The organism is uncultured Pseudoflavonifractor sp. (genome assembly GCF_944387275.1).
Taxonomy (GTDB): Bacteria; Bacillota; Clostridia; order Oscillospirales; family Oscillospiraceae; genus Pseudoflavonifractor; species Pseudoflavonifractor intestinihominis.
Genome location: NZ_CALXEG010000048.1, coordinates 1 through 19545, shown reverse-complemented (window position 1 = coordinate 19545; position 19545 = coordinate 1). Strand labels below are relative to the sequence as shown.

Sequence of the window (19545 nt, the reverse complement as noted above, 5' to 3'; positions counted from 1 at the left end):
AGGCCCCGGGGCTTCAGGGGGCCGTAGCACAGGGTGTCGTGGCCCCGGCGGGCCATGACCTCCACGGGCATGCAGCCCTCGAACACGTTCTTGTCCTCAAAGCCGTGGACCTCCGCCTCCTGGGCGGCGCACAGCTCGGTCCAGAAGGCCTCGTACTCCTCCGCGGTCAGGGGACAGTTGATATAGTCCGGGGTGCCCTTGTCGTACCGGGAGGCGAAAAAGGCGCTGTCCATGTCCACGCTCTCAAAGGTTACCAGAGGCGCGGCGGCGTCGAAGAAATTCAGGTAGTGGCTCTCGGGAAAAAAGGCCCTGATGTCCTCGGCCAGGGCGTCCGAGGTCAGAGGGCCGGAGGCCACGATGACCTGTCCCTCCGCCGGAAGGTGCTCCACCTCCCCCTCCACCACGGTGATGAGGGGATGGCTGCGGATCTTGTCCGTAATGGCCTGGGCAAAGCCGTGGCGGTCCACCGCCAGGGCCCCGCCCGCCTCCACCCGGTGCTCGTCGGCGCAGGACAGGATCAGGGAGCCCATGCGCCGCAGCTCCTCCTTCAGCAGACCCACCGCGTTCTCCAGCTGGTCGGACCGCAGGGAGTTGGAGCACACCAGCTCGCCAAACCAGGGCGTGTGGTGGGCGGGGGTCATCTTCTCCGGCTTCATCTCCCGCAGCTCCACCGGGATGCCCCGCTGGGCCAGCTGCCACGCGGCCTCGGACCCGGCCAGGCCCGCGCCGATTACAATCACTGGTTCCATCGTATCTCCTTTGTATCGCAAGAGGGCAGGGGCGGGCGCTTCCCCGTCCCTGCCCCAGGGTTATTCCTCGGTCTTGGCGGCCTTCTTGGCCGTTGTCTTTTTGGCGGCGGGCTTGGCAACCGCCTTCTTGGCCGCGGGTTTCTTGGCAGCGGGCTTCTTCTCCGCCGTCTTTTTCTCCGCCGGCTTCTTGGCTGCCGTCTTTTTGGCGGCGGCCTTTTTCGGCTTCTCCTCCCCCTCGGCGGGGGCGGCCTCTGCGGCCGTGCCCTCGGCGGCGGGCTTCTTCTTGTAGCCCCGCTGGTCCTCGGGCAGGAAGTTGGGGCACTCGGGGTTGATGCAGAAGGGCTTGCGGAACCCCTTGCCCGACTTCTTGAACATGGTGTGGCCGCAGGAGGGGCAGTTGTCCTTCACCGGCACGTCCCAGGTCATGAAGTCGCACTTCACGCCGTTGCGGCCGGAGTTGTTCTCGCAGCCGTAGTAGGCAAATCCCCGCTTGGAGGTCTTTTTCAGAATCCGTCCGCCGCACTTGGGGCAGCGGCCGGGCATCTCGATCACAATGGGCTGGGTGTGGTCGCACTCGGGCCAGCCGGGGCAGGCCAGGAACCGGCCGAACCGGCCCGACTTGATGACCAGGTTCCGGCCGCACTTGGGGCAGATCTCCTCGGAGACCTCGTCGGGCACCTTGATGCGCTCGCCGTCCAGGTCCTTCTCCGCCTGCTGGAGCTCCTTCTCAAAGCCGCCGTAGAAGCCGCTGATGAGCTCCCGCCAGTTGACCTTGCCGGTCTCCACCTCGTCCAGCTGCTCCTCCATGTGGGCGGTAAAGGCGGTGTCCACGATGTCGGGGAACTTGTCCTTCATCAGCCCGGTGACCACCTCGCCCAGGGGCGTGGTGCGCAGGTACTTGCCCTCCTTCACCACGTACTCCCGGTCCAGGATGGTGGACACGGTGGGGGCGTAGGTGGAGGGGCGGCCGATGCCCTTCTCCTCCAGGGCCTTGATGAGGGTGGCCTCGGTGTAGCGGGCGGGGGGCTGGGTGAAGTGCTGGTCCCGGTTGAGCTTCCGCAGGTCCAGGGGCTCCCCCTCCTTCAGGTCGGGCAGCGGGGACTGGAACTCGTCCTCCTCCTCGTCCTTGCCCTCCACGTACACCGCCATGTAGCCGGAGAACTTGATGGCCGAGTGGTTGGCCCGGAAGGTGTACCCGGCGGACTCCACGTCGATGGTCACGCTGTCGTACACGGCGGCGGCCATCTGGCAGGCCAGGAACCGGCTCCAGATCAGCTTATAGAGCCGGTACTGCTCGCTGGTCAGGTCCTTCTTCACGTCGTCGGGGGTCAGGTTCACGTCGGAGGGACGGATGGCCTCGTGGGCGTCCTGGGCGCCCGATTTGGCCTTGTAGACCCGGGGCTTGCCCGGATAGTACTCCTGGCCGTAACGGCCCAGGATGAAGCTCCTGGCGGCCGCCGTGGCCTCCTCGGACAGGCGCAGGGAGTCGGTTCTCATATAGGTGATGAGGCCCACGGTGCCCTCCCCCGCGATGTCCACGCCCTCATAGAGCTGCTGGGCGATGGACATGGTCCGCCGGGGGGTCATGTTCAGCTTGCGGGAGGCCTCCTGCTGGAGGGTAGAGGTGGTGAAGGGGGGCGCGGGGTTGCGCTGCTTGTCCTGCCGCTTCACGCCCCGCACCGAGAAGGGGGCGTGCTCCACGGCGGACACCACCGCGTTGACCTCCTCCTCGCTGTGGAGCTCCATCTTCTTCTCCCGGCCGTAGAAGGCCGCCTTGAACTTGCCCGCAGCGGGGGCCACCCGCTCCAGCTCGGCCTCCAGGGTCCAGTACTCCTCGGGCTTGAAGTCCCGGATCTCCTGCTCCCGCTCGGCCACCAGACGGGTGGCCACAGACTGGACCCGGCCCGCGCTCAGGCCCCGGCGGATCTTCTTCCACAGCAGCGGGGAGATCTGATAGCCCACGATCCGGTCCAGCACACGCCGGGCCTGTTGGGCGTCCACCAGGTCCATGTCGATGGCCCGGGGGTGGGCGATGGACTCGTTGACCACCTTCTTGGTGATCTCGTTAAAGGTGACCCGGTGGGTCCGCTCGTCGGGCAGACCCAGCAGCTCCTTCAGGTGCCAGGAGATGGCCTCGCCCTCCCGGTCCGGGTCGGTGGCCAGGAAGATCTGGTCGCTCTTCTTGGCGGCCTTCTTCAGGTCGTCGATGACCTCTTCCTTGCCTTTGATGGGCTGGTAGTCCAGGGTGAAGCCGTGCTCCACGTCCACGCCCAGCTTGCTCTTGGGCAGGTCGCGCACGTGGCCCATGGACGCCTTGACCTGGTACCCAGGGCCCAGGTATTTCGTAATGGTCTTGGCCTTGGCCGGAGACTCCACGATAACCAGATTTGTCTTTGCCACGATATACCTCCAAAAGGGGAACCCGCTCGTGTCTTCGGCCCGGCTCCCCCGGCTTATTCTCGCTTCAATATCACGGTGCTCTCAAAACGCCTGCCCGCCTTCTCCTCCACGTAGCCGCGGATCTGCAGCATGGTCAGGGCGCTGGACACCCTGCGGGCGGGGATCTGGGTCAGCTCCACCAGGTCGTCTGTCCGCAATGCCCGCCCCTCCAGGGCCAGGAGAATGTCCCGCTCGTCGTCGGTGAACTCCCCGCCCTGGTCTTGTAAGGTAATATATGCCATTTTTTCAGGGTTGTCAACCGTTTCAGCCGTGACAGTCCGGGGGCGCTCCGGCTCCGCGGGGGCTTCCGGCGCCTCCAGCCGCGCCGCCTCCTCCTGAGCAGGGAGGGGTTCCGGACGGCTCACCCGGCCGGGCAGCAGATACTCATACTCACACAGAATATCCCACCCGGACAGGATCAGCTTGGCCTCGCCCCGCTGGATGAGCAGGTTGGTGCCCCGGCTCATGGGCGCGTCGGCGTTGCCGGGCACCGCGAAGGCGTCCCGGCCCTGGTCCAGGGCCAGGCGCATGGTAATCAAGGTGCCGCTGTGCTCCGTCGCCTCCACGGCAGCCACGCCCAGGGACAATCCGCTGATGATCCGGTTGCGGACGGGAAAGTGTTCGCCCTTGTTCTCCGTCCCCGGCGGGTACTCGGAGATGAGCGCGCCCGCAGCCGCCACATCTTCATAGAGCCAGCGGTTCTCCGGCGGGTAGATGACGTCGGTCCCGCCGCCCAGCACGGACACCACGCTGCCGCCGCCCTTCAGGGCGCCGCGGAGGGCCGCCGCGTCCAGGCCCCGGGCAATGCCGGACACCACCAGCGCGCCCCCTCTGGCCAGCTCCATGCCCAGGCGGCCCGCCATGATCTTGCCGTACTCCGTGGGCCGCCGGCTGCCCACCACGCCCACGGTCACCAGCTCGTCGAAGGGGAACAGCTTCCCCTTCACATAGAGCACGCAGGGGGGATTCTCAATCTGCCGCAGGCGCTCGGGGTACTCCGCGTCCTGGATGGTGAGGATGCGGATGCCCAGCCGGTCGCAGTCGGCCAGGATGCGCTCAGCCCCGTCCAGGTTCTTGTCCAGCAGGGCCCGCTGCTGCCACTCGGTCAGGCCCCACAGGCGGTACTCCTCCCGGTCGGCAAAGTAGGCCGCCTCGGGCGTGCCGAAGCGGTCCAGCAGTTGGAAGGTCTGAAGGGGCGTGATACCCCGCCGCGTGGTGAGCCAGATCCAGTATTTCAGCGCTGCCACAGCCGTCCCCTCCTATTATTTCATTTTTTACCGGCACATCTCCCACAGCACCACCCCGGCCGCCATGGCGGCGTTCAGGGACTCGCACCGCTCCCGCATGGGGATCTTGATGGTCCGCCGGCACAGGGACAGGGCCTCGTCCGAGATGCCCTGTCCTTCGCTGCCGATGACCACGGCGGCCCGCTTCAGGTCCACGTCCCGCACGTCCACCGTGTCCGCCCGGAGGGCAGTGGCGTAGAGGGGGATGTCCGCCCCGTCCAGCAGGGCCCGGACGGTCTCCAGGTCCGCCTCCCAGGCGGGCAGGCGGAAGCAGGCCCCCATGGTGGCCCGGATGGTCTTGGGGCTCCAGGGGTCGGCGCAGCCGTTGACCAGCAGCAGTCCGTCGGCCCCGAAGGCGTCGGCGGTGCGCCAGATGGTGCCCAGATTGCCCGGGTCCTGGACGCCGTCCAGCACCAGGTAGCGGCTGCCGGTCAGCTTGTCCGGCGGCGTGAGCGCCGGGGTGCGGCACACGGCCAGCAGCCCCTGGGGCGTCTCCACCGAGGAGACCGCCTGGAGCAGGCTGTCGGGCACCTCCACCTGACGGGTCTCCTGGGACAGGCCCTGAGGAAACGGGCTCCCCTCCGCCGCCAGCACGGTCTCCACGCAGGCCCCCCACTTCAGGGCCTCCCCGATCAGCTTGGGCCCCTCGCAGACGAATACCCCCTCTTTCCTCCGCTGGGCGCGGCTGTGCCCCAACTTTTTAATGCGGACCATCAGGGGATTCTGCCGGCTGGTAATGTGCTCCATAGGGGCCTCCTTGTCTCTGTGTCAGCCTGCCGCTTACAGGTCGTGCAGGCGGTTGATGTCCTCGTTCCGGCCCAGGGTGACCACCGCGTCCTTGGTCTCCAGCACGTAGTCGCCGCCGGGGGACACCTCCAGCTGGCCGGTGCTCCCCTTGCGGACGGCGATGATGTTGACGTGGTACTTGGCCCGGACGTCCAGGTCCCGGATGGACCGGCGCTGCCAGCTCTTGGGGATCTCCAGCTCCACAATGCCGAAGTCCTCGGACAGCTCGATAAAGTTGAGCACGTTGGAGCTGGACAGCCCCTGGGCCAGCTTGACGCCCATCTCATGTTCGGGGAACACCACCCGGTCGGCGCCAATTTTCTCCAGCACCTTCCGGTGGACATGGCTCTGGGCCTTGCAGATGACCCGCTTGACGCCAATCTCCTTCAGATTCAGCGTAATCAGAGCGCTGTTGCCCACGTCGTCGCCCACAGCCACAATGGCGCAGTCGTAATTGCGCACACCCAGGGCACGGAGCACGGCGGGATCCCGTGCATCGCCGGCCACGGCATGGGTAACCCGGTCGGCCACCTGCTGTATGCCTTCCTCGCTGGCATCAATGGCCAGCACCTCGTGCCCCAGCTCACAAAGCTCAGTGGCCACGGCAGTGCCGAAACGTCCCAGTCCAATGACAACAAAAGTCTTCATGATAATTCACCTTTCTCCGCTGTTGGCGGATGCAGAATCGACGGCTCTGTCTGCCGTCAGCCGATCATAACGTCCAGATTCGGATATTTGATTTTTGCCGGATAGCGGCTCCTGGTCAGGAATGCCATGGAGAAGGTAAGAACACCGATACGGCCCAGATACATCAGGCAGATAAGAATCACGTGAGAAACAGGACTCAGGGAAGGCGTAATGCCCACGGTCACGCCCACCGTGCCCAGTGCCGACGCTGTTTCAAAGGCGGCATGAAGATAGGGTACCCCATCCGCCAGAGAGATCAGAATGGAGCCTGTCATAAACAGGAATACGATGATCAGCGCCAGTGTCATGGCGTCGATGACCTTTCGGTAAGAGATGGCCCGCCCCCGGATGGTCACCTGCTCCCGGCCGGCCAGATTGGCCCGCAGGCTCAGCAGCAGCAGCGCCGCCGTCACCGTCTTCAGTCCGCCGGCTGTGGAGCCCGAGGATCCGCCGATCAGCATCAGGACGCAGGAGACCACAATGGAGCTGTCCTGCAGACCGCCCTGATTAAAGGATGCAAAGCCCGCCGTACGCAGCGTCACAGATTGGAACATCGCGTTGAGCACCTTCTGGGGCAGCGGCATGGATCCAAAGGTGGCGGGGTTGTTGTACTCCACGCACAGGAAGAACACAGCGCCGCAAATCAGCAGCCCGGCAGTAATGGTGAGCACCATTTTCGTGTAAAAGGAAAAGCCTTTCCATCTTTTGACCCGAAGCATATCCTCCCATACGAAAAAGCCCAGACCGCCGGACACGATCAGCACCATAATCGTGCCCAGCACCAGCGGATCGTTGTTGTACCCTTCCAGACTTGTAAAGGCGCCGAACTTTCCACCTACCAAATCGAATCCGGCGTTGCAGAAGGCGGAAATGGCGTGGAAAATTCCCCGCCAGATGCCGCCCAGAAGGCCAAACTGAGGAATAAACCGGGTAGAGAGCACCACTGCGCCGATACCCTCCATGGTGAATGTCACCATCAGCGCATGACGTACCACCCGGACCACGCCGTCCATGTCGTTCAGGTTCAGCGTGGATGCTATGATCAGCCGCTCAGACAAGCCGATACGGCGGCGCAGCAGCAGTGAGAACAGCGACAGCACGGTCATAAAGCCCAGGCCGCCCACCTGTATCAGCAGAATAATGACCAACTGGCCAAAGAAGGTCCAGCTCATGCCCGTGTCCACCGGGATGAGACCGGTCACGCAGGTGGCGGAGGTGGCGGTGAACAGGCTGGTAAGAAATCCGGCGCTCTGGCCGTTCTGGGATGCAATGGGCAGCATCAGCAGCAGCGTTCCCAACAGAATAATGATAGCGAAGCTCCCAGCCACCATGCGGGTGGCATTCATACTCTTTCTCCGGATCAGCATGTCTCTGAACCAGATACCGATATATTTTTTCAAACTAACGCCTCCACAGTATAGCGGGGGCGTGATTCGTTCCGCCATTTTTCCCGTTTTACGCAGAACAGCATACCGAAGGGATGGCTCTCCTCCGGTATGCTGTTTGTGCTATTAATCCAGGGGCTTCATGGTCGGAAACAGAATCACGTCCCGGATGGTATCAGAGTTGGTAAGCATCATGACACAGCGGTCAATGCCGATGCCCAGGCCGCCCGTGGGGGGCATGCCGTACTCCAGGGCATTGAGGAAGTCCTCGTCCATCATGCCGGCCTCGTCGTCGCCCTTGTCCCGCAGCTCCACCTGCTTCTGGAAGCGCTGGCGCTGGTCGATGGGGTCGTTGAGCTCGGAGAAGGCGTTGCCCATCTCGCTGTGGCAGATGAACAGCTCGAACCGCTCGGTGAGCCGGGGGTCCTTGGGGGACCGCTTGGCCAGAGGGGACACGTCCACGGGGTGCATGGTGATGAAGGTGGGCTGGATCAGCTTCTCCTCCACCCGCTGGTCAAACACCTCGTACAGGGCGTTGCCCCAGGTCTTGTCGGCGGTCTCGGGCAGCTCCACGCCGATGGACTTGGCGGCCGCCACGGCCTCCTCGTCGGAGGTGATGGCCATAAAGTCCAGGCCGGTGTACTGCTTCACCGCCTCGTGCATGGGCAGCCGGGGCCAGCCGGGGGTCAGGTCGATCTTCTCCCCCTGCCACTCCACCTCGTAGGTGCCCAGGATCTTCTGGGCGGCGGAGGACAGCAGGTCCTCGAACAGGTCCATCATGTCGTGGAAATCAGCAAAGGCCTCGTAGAGCTCCACCGTGGTGAACTCGGGGTTGTGCTTGGGGTCCATGCCCTCGTTGCGGAAGATACGGCCCAGCTCGTACACCCGGTCCATGCCGCCCACGATCAGCCGCTTCAGGGGCAGCTCGGTGGCGATGCGCATGTACATGTCGATGTCCAGGGTGTTGTGGTGGGTGATGAAGGGCCGGGCGGTGGCGCCGCCGGAGATGGTGTTGAGCACGGGGGTCTCAACCTCCATATAGCCCCGGTTGTCCAGGAACTCCCGCACGTGCTTGATGAACCGGGAGCGGATCACAAAGGCCTGGCGCACCTCCGGGTTGACGATCAGGTCCACGTACCGCTGGCGGTAACGGGTCTCCTTGTCGGTCAGGCCGTGGAACTTCTCGGGCAGGGGCCGGAGGGACTTGGAGAGCAGGGTCACCTTCTTGGCCTTGACGGAGATCTCCCCCCGCTTGGTGCGGAAGGCCTCGCCTTCCACGCCCACGATGTCGCCGATGTCCACCTTTTTGAACCGGGCGAAGGGCTCCTCACCCAGCTCGTCGATGCGGACGTACAGCTGGATGCGGCCCTGGACGTCCTGCAGGTCGCAGAACATGGCCTTGCCCATGCCCCGCTTGGACATGAGCCGTCCGGCCACGGAGACCGTCTGGCCCTCCATGGTCTCAAAGTTGTCCTTGATCTCCTGGGAGTGGGCGGTCACGCTGTACTTGGTCTGCTGGAAGGGGTCCATGCCCGCGTCCTGCAGGTCCTTCAGCTTGTCCCGGCGGATCTGGAGAAGCTCCGAAAGGGACTGCTCCTCCTGGCGGGGGGCGTTGGTATTCTCTGTCATACTCCTTGCTCCTTATCTTATGGCCGGGTGGTCCCGGCCTCTCTTATGTTGTTCCCGCTGGGGCCGCGCCCCGGCTTACTTGCTGATGGACAGCACCTTGTAGTGGAGCGCGCCCGCGGGGGCCTCCACCACCACGTCCTCGCCCACGCTCTTGCCCAGCAGGGCCCGGCCGAAGGGGGAGTCCTCGGAAATGCGGCCGTTCATGGGGTCGGCCTCCTGGGAGCCCACCACCTCGTAGTCCAGCTCCTCGTTGAACTCCACGTCCAGCACCTTGAGCTTGCTGCCCAGGCGGACGGTCTTGCCGTCGTGGATCTCTTCCTCGATGACCACGCAGTTCTCCAGGATGTTCTCCACCTCGGCGATCCGGGAGTAGAGCTTGCCCTGCTCGTTCTTGGCCTCGTCGTACTCGCTGTTCTCGCTCAGGTCGCCGAAGGAGCGGGCCTCCTTGATCTGATCGGCCACCTCTTTCTCGCGGACTGTCTTCAGATAGACCAGTTCGTCCTTCAGTTCCTTCCAGCGCTCAGGGCTGAGCTTGAATTCTTTCGCCATGCTGCTGCGCACACCTTTCCGTTTCAACAAAATTTCATTCAACCGTCAAGGGACCGGAGCTGGTTCTGCCCGGTCGGTCCCTATTTTTGCGTATAAGAAAAAACACACTATCTCGCAATAGTGACGTTACGTATTATATGTAGTTTGTCTGGTTCTGTCAAGGGCCTTTCCGCCCCAAAAACACCCCCCATGTCATCTTTTTTCCCCTCTGGGACCACCTCAGGCGGCTGCGGCAGGCAGCCTGTCTCCCACAGGGCGGCTGTCAGGGGCAGCGGTGCAAAGCCGTCGGGAACAGGCATGGCCGGGCGGAGCGTCAGCCCCAGCAGGCGCAGGGACGGCCCGTGGAGCACCATGGCGGGACCTCCCTCCGGCTCGGATGTTATGGGAGAAAATTCCACGATCAGGTCGGGACGCTCCCGCTCCAGCACCGGCAGGCCGTACTCCCGCCGCAGATAGTCCGCCAGCTCCGCCCCGCCGCCGGGCGCCCGCACCTCCACGCCCCGCACCCGGGCGCACAGCGCCACTGCGGCCTGGAAGAAAGGCCGGGACACCCGGCCGCCCCGCAGCGCCACCACCGCCCGCTCAGGAGGACATACGCCTCCCTCCAGCGCCGCCAGGGCCAGAGGCGCGGCCATGGCCTGGCACATAGGCCCCGGGTCCACGCCCCCCAGGCCCTGTGCCTCCAGCAGGTCCCAGTAGGGAAAGTCCGGCCCGGTCAGCACCCGGCGGACCCCCGCCTCCCTCAGCCGCCGGGCGGCCCGCTCCACCCGCCGCGCCAGCCGCTTCTCATGCCGGCCGCCCATCCCCGGCACCTGCGCCCGGACCAGCGGCAGGCCCATTACCTCTGTCTGCTCCAGCATTATCTTCCGGCCCTTCTCCCCTGTCAGCGCCACATAGCCCAGCATATCCGCTCCCCCGCAGTCCTTGTCGTGAGGCGGCACAGCCACCCAGGATCAGAGGAAGTATATTCTCCCGGGCCCGTCTCCATGCCATGGAAAAGCCCGGCGGCGTCCCCTCCGGGACAGCCGCCGGGCTGCGCCGACGATTTGACTCGCAGACAATGGGCTTATGCCGCGCCCAGCAGCTCCAGGGCGGCCTGGAGCTGGGCGTCCTCCCCGTGGGGCAGCTGGCCCGCCAGCAGCAGCTGTCCCTCCTCCTCGGAGAGGTACACCTCCCGGTCCAGGGTGACGCCCGTGCCGATGAGGGAGACGCCGTTGCCGGTGAAATACTTCTCGGTGGAGATGCCCAGGCCGCCGCCGCCGGACAGCGGGAAGGTCTGCTGGGAGTAACCCTTGCCGGAGGTGGGCTCCCCTACGATCACCCCCACCCCCTGCTCCTGGAGCTCAGCGCCGAAAAACTCGGCGGCAGAGTAGGTGTCCGCGTTGACCAGAGTGGCCATGGGCAGGTCGATAAAATGGGCGTCCGAGTTGGTCACCTTCTCGTTGCCCTCCCGGTCCTGCTGGCGGAAAATGGGCCCCTCGGGCAGCAGATAGTCCAGCATCTCGGTGAGCTCATCCAGATAGCCGCCGCCGTTGTTGCGCATGTCGAACACCAGCGCCGTGGCGCCCTGGGCCACCAGGTCGTCCACCGCCTCCTTCACCCGGTCGGCGCTGCGGCGGTAGAAGTTCTTCACCTGGATATAGCCCACGCCGCTCTCCAGCAGCTCGTACTCCACCGGGTCGGTCTCCAGCTGGGCCCGGGTGGCGGTGACGGTGCGCACCGTGCCGTCGGCGCCCCGGACCTCCAGCTCCACGGTGGTGCCCGCCTCGCCCTGGATCAGGTCGGCGCCGTCATACCGGGCGTCTCCGGCCAGGGAGGTGCCGTCCACCGCGGTGATCACATCCCCCACCTGGAGCCCGGCCTGATCGGCGGGGCCGTCCTCGGTGACCGCGATGACCGTAAGGCCGGCCTCGTCGGTATAGTTGACCGTGACGCCGATGCCGGTATACACGTTCTGGCGGCGCTGCTGGGTGGCGGCGTAGCTCTCCGGGTCCAGATAGTAGGACCAGCGGTCGTTCAGGCCGGACACCATGCCGGTCATGGCCGCGTCCACCACCTCGCTCTCCTCATACTCCCCCACAAACCGGGTGTTGACAAGGGCCAGCCCCTCCAGCAGGGTGAGGGCCTGGGGGCCGATGAACGCCCAGGCGGCCAGGGCCACGCCGCCCAGGGTGACGGCCAGGGTGATCACCACGGCCAGGAGCAGGGCCAGGGGGGAAAATCGCTTTTTTCTCATTGGAATGCTTCCTTTCAGGGCAGAGATTGTACGGATGCGTTATAAAAAACCGGAAGCGGGTGGGGGTGTCTCCCCCGCCCGCTCCCGTCATAAGCACATTCTTCTGTTGTCAGGTGTTGTACTGGCGGTAGAAGGGCAGGTTGGGCCAGTACTGCTCCGGGTCCACCCGGGTGCCGTTGACCCGGATCTCCAGGTGGAGATGGTTGCCGGTGGAGTTGCCCGTGGAGCCCACGTAGCCGATGACGTCGCCCTGGCTGACCACGTCGCCCGCGCTCACCGCCCGGCTGCTCATGTGGGCGTAGAGGCTGGTGGTGCCGTCGCCGTGGCTGATGACCACATAGTTGCCGTAGGAGCTGCCGTACTCCGAGATGGTGACCACGCCGCTCTTCACCGCCTTGATGGGCGTGCCGTAGGGCGCGGCGATGTCCGTGCCGGTGTGGCTGTGGGGCCGGCCGGTGATGGGGTGGATCCGGTAGCCGAAGGCCGAGGTCAGGGTCATGCAGCTGGTGGGCAGGGGGTAGAGCCAGCCGTTGCTGACGGTGAACTGGATCTGGTTCTTCTTGATCAGCTCCTCCAGCTCGGCCTCACGCTCAGCGATCTCGTCGTTGACCCGGGCCTCCTCGGCGGCCTGGGCCTCCAGCAGCCGCTCATACTCGGCCACGTCGTCCTCCAGGTTCTTCAGCACCTGGGCGGCCTGCTCCACCTTGACGGCCTGGTCCGCACGCTGCTGGTCCAGCAGGGTCTTCTGGTTGGCCTGCTCGGTGCGGGAGCTCTCCAGCGAGGCAAGGGCGTCGGCCACCGCCTGGCGGTCCGCCTTGAGCTGCTCGATCACCGCGTTGTCGTAGTCCATCACGTCCTGGACAAACACCAGCTTGTCCAGCATGTCGGAAAAGCTGCTGGCATTGAAGAGGATGGCCCAGTAGGAGACGTTGCCCGCCTCCTCCATGGCCCGCACCCGCTGGCAGAAGAGCTCGTACTGGGCCTCTTCCTTGGCCTGGGCCTCGGCCAGATTGGCGGTCTCCTCCTCGATGAGCTGGTCATAGTAGGCGATCTGGCTCTCCGTGTTGGCGATCTGCTGGTCGATGTAGGCCAGCTCCTGGTCCCGGAGCTGCTTCTCCTGCATGGCCTTGTCCTTCTGGCCCTGGACCTGTTCCAGCTGGCTCTGGAGCTCCTCCTTCTTGCTCTCCACGTCGGAGGCGCTCCCCTTCAGGTCCTCGATCTGCTGCCGGAGCTCATCCTCGGTCACGGCCCGTGCCGCGGGCATGGCCATGGTCAGGATGGGCAGGAGCAGAAGCACCACCATCACACAGGCCAGGACCGCCATCAGGACCCTTCTGGTGTCCCATACCTTCTTCTTTCCCGTCTTCTGGTTCTGTTGTTTCTGTGCCATGAGTATCTCCTTTTTTGTTGTTCCCCTTACACCTGCAGGAACTTGCCGATGGCCACCATACTGCCGCCCACGCCCACCACCAGGCCGGTGCCGCAGAAGATGCCCAGCACCTTCAGCGCCATGGCGTCAAAGGGGATGATGGTGATGAGCTGGATGGTGTCGGACGTCTCGATGGCCTGGCCGATGAGGCTGTACACGCCCCACTGGAGAAGGAAGGCCACCACCGCGCCCACAAGGCCCAGGATCATGCCCTCCACCACAAAGGGCCAGCGCACAAAGCTGTTGGTGGCGCCGCACATCTTCATGATGGCGATCTCGTCCCGCCGGGTGAAGGTACCCAGCTTGATGGTGTTGGCGATGATGAACAGGGACATGACCACCAGCATGACCACCAGGATAATGGCGACGCCGCTGGCCACGTTGCTCACCACCACAAAGCCCTGGGCGATCTCCGGGATGGCCTGGATATTCACCACGCCGGGCACCGCCTCCACCGCCGCCACGGTGGCGGAGAACTGCTCAATGTCCGTGACCTTGATGCTGTACCGGTCCCGGAACACCTCGTCGGGCAGCTCCAGGAACAGGTCGGCGTCCTCGCCGCTGGCGTACTCCTCCACGTAGTCCTCTTTGGCGGTCTCCTTGCTGATGAACTCCACCGAGGCCACGTTGGGCACCGCCTCCAGCGTGCCCTTCAGGGCCGCCACATCCTCCGCGGACAGGTTCTCATCCACGTAGGCCAGAAACTCGTTGTCCCGCTCCAGTTCGCCCAGCATCTCCCCCACGTTGACCGCCACCAGGGAGAAGGAGCCCATGATCAGAAGGCAGGCCACGATCATACACACGGCGGCAAAGGACATGAGGCCGTGGGTAAAGATACTGTGGACGCCCTCGGAGAGAAAATAGCCGAAATTAAAACGTTGTCTCATTGTTGTAATACCCGCCTGTCTCGTCGCTGATAATCCTGCCGCTCTCAATGGCCACCACCCGCTTGGAGAAGCGGTTGACCAGCTCCTTCTCGTGGGTGACCACCAGCATGGTGGTGCCCAGCTCGTTGATGCGCTCCAGCAGCATCATGATCTCCAGGGAGCGCTGGGGGTCCAGGTTGCCGGTGGGCTCGTCGGCGATGATCATGCTGGGATTGTTCACCAGCGCCCGGGCGATGGCCACACGCTGCTGCTCGCCGCCCGAGAGCTGGTTGGGGCACATGTCCTTCTTCTTGGACAGGCCCACCAGATCCAGCACATAGGGGATCCGCTTGCGGATCTCCCGGGAGGAGGCCCCCACCACCCGCATGGCAAAGGTCAGGTTCTCCGCCACCGTCTTCTTCTCGATGAGCCGGAAGTCCTGGAAGATGACCCCCAGGGTGCGCCGGAGATAGGGCACCTGACGGGGCCGGATGGTGTTCAGGTTATAGCCGTTGACCATCAGGCGGCCGTCGGTGGGGGCCACCTCGGCCGTCAGCAGCTTGATGATGGTGGACTTGCCCGAGCCCGAGGGGCCCACCAGAAAGGCGAACTCCCCGTCGTCAATGCGCAGGTTGATCCCCTTCAGGGCCTTTGTGCCGTTGTCATAGGTCTTGTAGATATCGATGAGTCGAATCATAGCTACCTCGTCTGCGTGATCGTTATCATGCGTATCAATGCATATCCATTCAACTGCGTATAGGGGACGCCGAGACCGGCGTCCCCTATACGGTTGTCATGTTCAGGAATCAATGCCCCGGGAGATCAGGTACTTCTTGACCATGAGGGCCACCTTGAAGGTGATGGCGTCGTCAAACTCCCGCAGGTCCAGGCCGGTCAGCTTCTTGATCTTCTCCAGGCGGTACACCAGGGTGTTCCGGTGGACAAAGAGCTTGCGGGCCGTCTCGGACACGTTCAGGTTGTTCTCAAAGAACTTGTTGATGGTGAACAGGGTCTCCTGGTCCAGGGCGTCGATGGGGTTCTTCTTGAAGACCTCCTGGAGGAACATCTCACACAGGGTGGTGGGCAGCTGGTAGATCAGACGGCCGATGCCCAGGTTCTCGTAGTTGATGATGCTCTTCTCCGTGTCGAACACCTTGCCCACGTCGATGGCCACCTGGGCCTCCTTGTAGGCCCGGGCCAGGTCCCGGATGTGGTTGACGATGGTGCCGATGCCGATGACCGCCTTCACGTTGAGCTCCTCGGCCAGGGCGTCCTCGATCTGCTTGGCCACCTTGTACAGGTCCTTGCTCTCGGTGGTGTCGGACAGCTGCTTGATGAGGGCCACATCGGTCTCGCTGATGGAGAGGACGAAGTCCACCTGCTTCTCGGGGAACAGGGACTGGACCACGTCGATGGCGCCCACGTCGGTGGAGCCCACCTGGCGGATCAGGAACACGGCGCGGGGCACCTCGGAGACAAAGTGCAGCTCCTTGGCCCGGACGTAGATATCACCCAAGAGGATGTTGTCCGAGATGATGTTCTTGACAAAGGTGGCCTTGTCATGCTTCTCCTCATAGTAGGTCTTGGCCCCGTTGAGCGCCACGGCAGCCATGGCGCAGATCAGTCTGGACTGCTCGTCCTCCCCGCGGACGAACACGGCGTAGTCAAACTGAGCGCCCCAGCCGGTCAGGGGCTTGAAGGTCTTGCCCTCAAAGGTGACGATCTCGTTTCCCGCGGCGTTCACCGCCTCCACCGCACCGGGCCAACGCTCGCCAATATTGGTCAACTCATTACAGGCCACTACCGTGCCCTCGGAATCGATGACGCCAATGGCTCTGTCTGAGCTCTCTTTCATCTGTAATACGACGCTCTGGAAAATCCTGCTGGACATAGGCGACAGCCTCCCTCAAACTCTATTATCATGGGAACGCACATTTTCCTTTACAGTATAGCGGATTTTTTTGTGCATTTCAATAGGAAACGCAAAAATTTTTGTGGAAATTGCCGAACTCAGTCTGACACTTCCTGAATTTGTGACGACAAGAGGAAAAGTTCGCTGTTTTTTCGCCGTTTTCAGCACTTATTCTGCAAATTCTTTTGTGGATTCTTCTGTTCCAGCTCCTGGAACAGCCCGCAGCTGGTCCAATTCTTCCCCCGTCAGGGGACGCCAGGCCCCCTTCTCCAGGCCCTCGTCCAGCGCCAGGGGGCCCATGGTGAGCCGCTTCAGGTAGCGCACCGGCTTGCCCCGCGCCGCCAGCATCCGTTTGATCTGGTGGTACTTCCCCTCCCGCAGGGTCACGATGGCCTCGTCGGGCGCCTCCAGCAGCTCCAGCCCGGCGGGCAGGCAGACCAGCCCGTCCCCCAGGGTCATGCCGCTCCGGAACGCCTCCACGTCCGACTGGTCCAGCGCCCCATCCACCTGGACAAAGTAGGTCTTGTCCACGTGCTTGCGTGGGGAGAGCAGGTCGTGGGCCAGGGCGCCGTCGTTGGTCAGGAGCAGCAGCCCCTCGGTGTCCCGGTCCAGCCGCCCGGCGGGAAAGAGCCCGATCTTCCGCAGGTGCTCCGGCAGCAGCTCCAGCACCGTGGGCTGCCTGGGGTCCTCCGTGGCCGACACCAGCCCCGCCGGCTTGTGCAGCATCAGGTAGGTGTACCGGGCACAGAGCACGCTCTGTCCGTCCACCCGCAGATCCAGGCCCTCCCGCTGGTACTTCTCCTCCGGGCTTCGCACCGTTCCGCCGTTGGCCGTCACCCGTCCGGCCCGCACCAGCTCCTTTACCTCCCGCCGGGACCACCGCCCCGTGGAGGCCAGAATCTTGTCCAGTCGCTCCATGCTGTCCTCCCTGTCCGTCTGTTTTGCCGCCGTTTTCTGGCATAACCCCTGCCCCGCCCACATATGGATTACCACGACATAAAACGGAGGGAGCGTTGCGCTGTGTTTATCTTTACCGCCAAAGTAGACCGCAGAAAACTCACCGCCGCGGCCGTGGCCGGAGTGGTGCTCTGCGGCGCGCTGGTGGCCCTGTTCGTCCTCCTGGGCGGGAGAGGAACGGCGGTCTCCGCCCTGGTGGACCCCGACGGCGTCAGGACCAACGAGGACCGGGTGGCCTATCTGGAGCAGTACGGCTGGACCGTGGACCCGGAGCCCGCCGCGGTGGAGGAGCTCCTGATCCCGGAGACCTTTGACGAGACCTACGCCCAATACCTGGACCTCCAGGCCAGCCAGGGCTTCGACCTGACCAAATACTGCGGCAAGCGGGTCAAGCGCTACGCCTATACCATCACCAACTACCCCACCGGCGAGACCGGCGTCCAGGCCGGCCTGCTGGTCTACAAAAATACCGTCATCGGCGGCGAGGTGCTCTCCAGCCAGCTGGACGGCTTTATCCACGGCCTGGCCCGCCCCCAGTCCTGAGCAGGGCCGGGCCGCCTGCGGCGCCGTGCGCGTTGGAACGCCCGGCGCTCTTCTCTTTTTCTCAGCGGGCCGTCAGTACCCCCCGGCTCCGGTAGAGAAACACCATGAAGATCAGCCGTACCAGCAGCTGTAATGCCAGATAGACTGCCACCACGGCCAGCATCATCCTGCCGCTCATATGGAGGATAAAGATGGATATGCCGCAGAAAATGCCGCACGCGCCGCACAGCACGCACAGCCGCCAGGTCAGCTCTCCCCTGCGGTCTGTGGCCCCATCCCGCTCCGCCATCAGGCGGCCGGACAGACGGCAGACCACAAAGATCCCTGCCAGCTCCAGCAGCTGGCGCACCACCGCCAGGGAGAGGATCAGGATGGGGTTATCCACGCTCAACGCGGCCAGCAGTCCCACCACAGCGCTGATCCGGGCGCACCAGATGGCCCGCCGGTAGCCGCTCTCCGCAACGGAAGAGGCGGTCAGCCCCACAAACACCAGGAAGAAGACGGCAAGGCATATAATGGCGGAGAGTACCCGCAGGGGCATCAGCACCAGGACCAGCCCCATGGTGTTCAGCAGCACATAGGCTGCGGACAGGCATACGCCGAAAAAAACCTTCATCAGCCCCTGTCCGGCCGCGGAAAATTGCTTCTCCATAGGCAACCGCCTCCTGTGCGCTCTTACTCCCGTATCATATGGACATTCAAATGGTTGTACGTCATCTCGATCCCGTTCTGGTCAAAGGCGGCCTTGACCTGCTCCAGCAGGTCGGAATACAGCGTCCAGTAGTCCTCCGTGGCGCACCACACGCGCACGGCGTACTCAATGGAGCTGTCCTGATAGGCCGAGACCCGGGCAAAGGGCGCCGGGTCCCGCAGCGCCTTGGGATGGCTGCGGATCACCGACTGGATGGTCTCCTTCACCAGCTCCACCGGCGCGTCGTAGGAGGTGTTGAACTTCAGGTCCACCCGGCGGCGCTCCTCGGCGGTATAGTTGGTGATCTTGGCGGAGGAGATCTGGCCGTTGGGGATCATGATCATCTTGTTGTCATAGGTCTTGATCTTGGTATACACCAGGCCGATCTCGCTCACCGTGCCGCTCACGCTGTCCGTCTCGATGTAGTCCCCCGCCTTGAAGGGCTTGGACACCAGCACCTGGATGCCGCCCGCCAGATTGGAGAGGGTGCCCTGGATGGCCAGGGAGATGGCCAGGCCGATGACAGACAACAGCGCGATCAGGGATGTAACCTCTATCCCCACATAGCCCAGGACAATGATAATGGTCACGAACCAGAGCAGGATCTTGACCACGGACTTGATAAAGGTATGGAGCCCCTTCTCAATATTCAGTCGGTCCAGCGCCCGGTTGAGCACCGACATCAGCAGCTTCATGACGATCAGGCACACCGCCAGCAGGAGCACCACATAGAGTACCCTCAGCCACAGGTTCGGGGCCTGAAAAAATTTTGTGAATGCGTTTACGACCTCTTCCGAGTCAGCGCCCACCGCGCTGTCCACAGTAAGACTGCTGTCCACAGGACCGCCCCCTTTTATCAAAATTTACACGGCGCACGCCGCGCAAAAGATCCGCGGGGCGTTTTATCGTAACAGACATTATTATACAACATCCGGCTGCCGATGTGAAGCATATCCTGCATTTTCCCGCCGGCTCCACCCGGCTCCGACCCGCTCCGAATTTTTCCCTGCGTACAGCGGGACCCTCCCCGGGCCAGCCGGCGCGGAGCGCAAAAAAGAGAGACCCCATCCGAAACGGATGAGGTCTCTCTGTGATCACGCATCAGATGCGCGCAGCGAGAATCAATTACTCGTTGATCTCGATGACGACGCCGGAACCGACGGTACGGCCACCCTCACGGATAGCGAAACGCAGGCCCTTCTCGATGGCGATGGGGGTGATCAGCTCAACGTCCATGTCGACGTTATCGCCGGGCATGCACATCTCAGTGCCCTCGGGCAGGGTGATGATGCCGGTCACGTCGGTGGTACGGAAGTAGAACTGAGGACGATAGTTGTTGAAGAAGGGGGTGTGACGGCCGCCCTCATCCTTGGACAGAACGTACACCTGGCCGGTGAACTT

At 63.7% G+C, this 19545-nt stretch carries 18 protein-coding genes and 1 pseudogene; 1 reads left to right on the top strand and 18 read right to left on the bottom strand.

Features of this window, described 5'->3' with window-relative positions; translation table 11 throughout:
* The 15 genes from trmFO to Q0K23_RS11000 all read right to left on the bottom strand — a co-directional run.
* On the bottom strand, positions 1–749 hold a 749-nt coding region (trmFO, locus tag Q0K23_RS11070), incomplete at its 3' end, for a methylenetetrahydrofolate--tRNA-(uracil(54)-C(5))-methyltransferase (FADH(2)-oxidizing) TrmFO (RefSeq protein ID WP_294522087.1).
* A 60-nt stretch (positions 750–809) separates the two neighbouring features.
* Entirely contained in the window at positions 810–3149 is a 2340-nt protein-coding gene (gene topA / locus Q0K23_RS11065) for a type I DNA topoisomerase (protein ID WP_294522084.1), read from the bottom strand.
* A gap of 53 nt (positions 3150–3202) precedes the next feature.
* Complete coding sequence (dprA, locus tag Q0K23_RS11060) at positions 3203–4435, bottom strand: DNA-processing protein DprA (RefSeq protein ID WP_294522082.1); 1233 nt, start codon at positions 4433–4435, stop codon at positions 3203–3205.
* A 27-nt stretch (positions 4436–4462) separates the two neighbouring features.
* Entirely contained in the window at positions 4463–5221 is a 759-nt protein-coding gene (locus tag Q0K23_RS11055; RefSeq protein ID WP_294522079.1) for an RNA methyltransferase, read from the bottom strand.
* Positions 5222–5254: 33 nt separating this feature from the next.
* The gene (locus Q0K23_RS11050; RefSeq protein WP_294522077.1) at positions 5255–5908 is read right to left on the bottom strand and encodes a TrkA family potassium uptake protein; all 654 of its coding nucleotides are present in this window, start codon (positions 5906–5908) and stop codon (positions 5255–5257) included.
* Between the two features lie 56 nt (positions 5909–5964).
* Entirely contained in the window at positions 5965–7314 is a 1350-nt protein-coding gene (locus Q0K23_RS11045; protein WP_294522089.1) for a TrkH family potassium uptake protein, read from the bottom strand.
* 144 nt (positions 7315–7458) lie between these two features.
* Entirely contained in the window at positions 7459–8961 is a 1503-nt protein-coding gene (gene lysS / locus Q0K23_RS11040) for a lysine--tRNA ligase (RefSeq protein ID WP_294522074.1), read from the bottom strand.
* A 75-nt stretch (positions 8962–9036) separates the two neighbouring features.
* The gene (gene greA, locus Q0K23_RS11035) at positions 9037–9510 is read right to left on the bottom strand and encodes a transcription elongation factor GreA (RefSeq protein WP_006573963.1); all 474 of its coding nucleotides are present in this window, start codon (positions 9508–9510) and stop codon (positions 9037–9039) included.
* A gap of 107 nt (positions 9511–9617) precedes the next feature.
* Entirely contained in the window at positions 9618–10415 is a 798-nt protein-coding gene (locus Q0K23_RS11030; RefSeq protein ID WP_294522067.1) for a hypothetical protein, read from the bottom strand.
* 161 nt (positions 10416–10576) lie between these two features.
* Positions 10577–11746 (bottom strand): S41 family peptidase, encoded by a 1170-nt coding sequence (locus Q0K23_RS11025; RefSeq protein WP_294522064.1) that lies wholly within the window; start codon positions 11744–11746, stop codon positions 10577–10579.
* 109 nt (positions 11747–11855) lie between these two features.
* Positions 11856–13136 (bottom strand): murein hydrolase activator EnvC, encoded by a 1281-nt coding sequence (locus Q0K23_RS11020; protein WP_294522061.1) that lies wholly within the window; start codon positions 13134–13136, stop codon positions 11856–11858.
* Positions 13137–13162: 26 nt separating this feature from the next.
* Positions 13163–14062, bottom strand: a complete 900-nt coding sequence (gene ftsX / locus Q0K23_RS11015; RefSeq protein WP_294522059.1) for a permease-like cell division protein FtsX — start codon at positions 14060–14062, stop codon at positions 13163–13165.
* Complete coding sequence (ftsE, locus tag Q0K23_RS11010; RefSeq protein ID WP_148317485.1) at positions 14046–14738, bottom strand: cell division ATP-binding protein FtsE; 693 nt, start codon at positions 14736–14738, stop codon at positions 14046–14048. Before ftsE ends, ftsX begins: the two co-directional genes overlap by 17 nt.
* 102 nt (positions 14739–14840) lie before the next feature.
* Positions 14841–15932 (bottom strand): CdaR family transcriptional regulator, encoded by a 1092-nt coding sequence (locus Q0K23_RS11005; protein ID WP_294522054.1) that lies wholly within the window; start codon positions 15930–15932, stop codon positions 14841–14843.
* A 189-nt stretch (positions 15933–16121) separates the two neighbouring features.
* Positions 16122–16871 carry a pseudouridine synthase gene (locus tag Q0K23_RS11000; protein WP_294522052.1) on the bottom strand — a complete coding sequence of 250 codons (750 nt, stop codon included), beginning with the start codon at positions 16869–16871 and terminating at the stop codon, positions 16122–16124.
* A gap of 102 nt (positions 16872–16973) precedes the next feature.
* Between Q0K23_RS11000 and Q0K23_RS10995 the strand changes: the two genes are divergently transcribed.
* Positions 16974–17453 carry a DUF4830 domain-containing protein gene (locus Q0K23_RS10995; RefSeq protein ID WP_294522048.1) on the top strand — a complete coding sequence of 160 codons (480 nt, stop codon included), beginning with the start codon at positions 16974–16976 and terminating at the stop codon, positions 17451–17453.
* Positions 17454–17514: 61 nt separating this feature from the next.
* Here Q0K23_RS10995 and Q0K23_RS10990 read toward each other — a convergent pair whose 3' ends face one another.
* The 3 genes and pseudogenes from Q0K23_RS10990 to tuf all read right to left on the bottom strand — a co-directional run.
* Entirely contained in the window at positions 17515–18105 is a 591-nt protein-coding gene (locus Q0K23_RS10990; protein WP_294522045.1) for a hypothetical protein, read from the bottom strand.
* Positions 18106–18128: 23 nt separating this feature from the next.
* Entirely contained in the window at positions 18129–18983 is an 855-nt protein-coding gene (locus Q0K23_RS10985) for a mechanosensitive ion channel family protein (protein ID WP_294522042.1), read from the bottom strand.
* A gap of 286 nt (positions 18984–19269) precedes the next feature.
* A pseudogene (gene tuf / locus Q0K23_RS10980) lies at positions 19270–19545 on the bottom strand (elongation factor Tu); the annotation flags it as partial.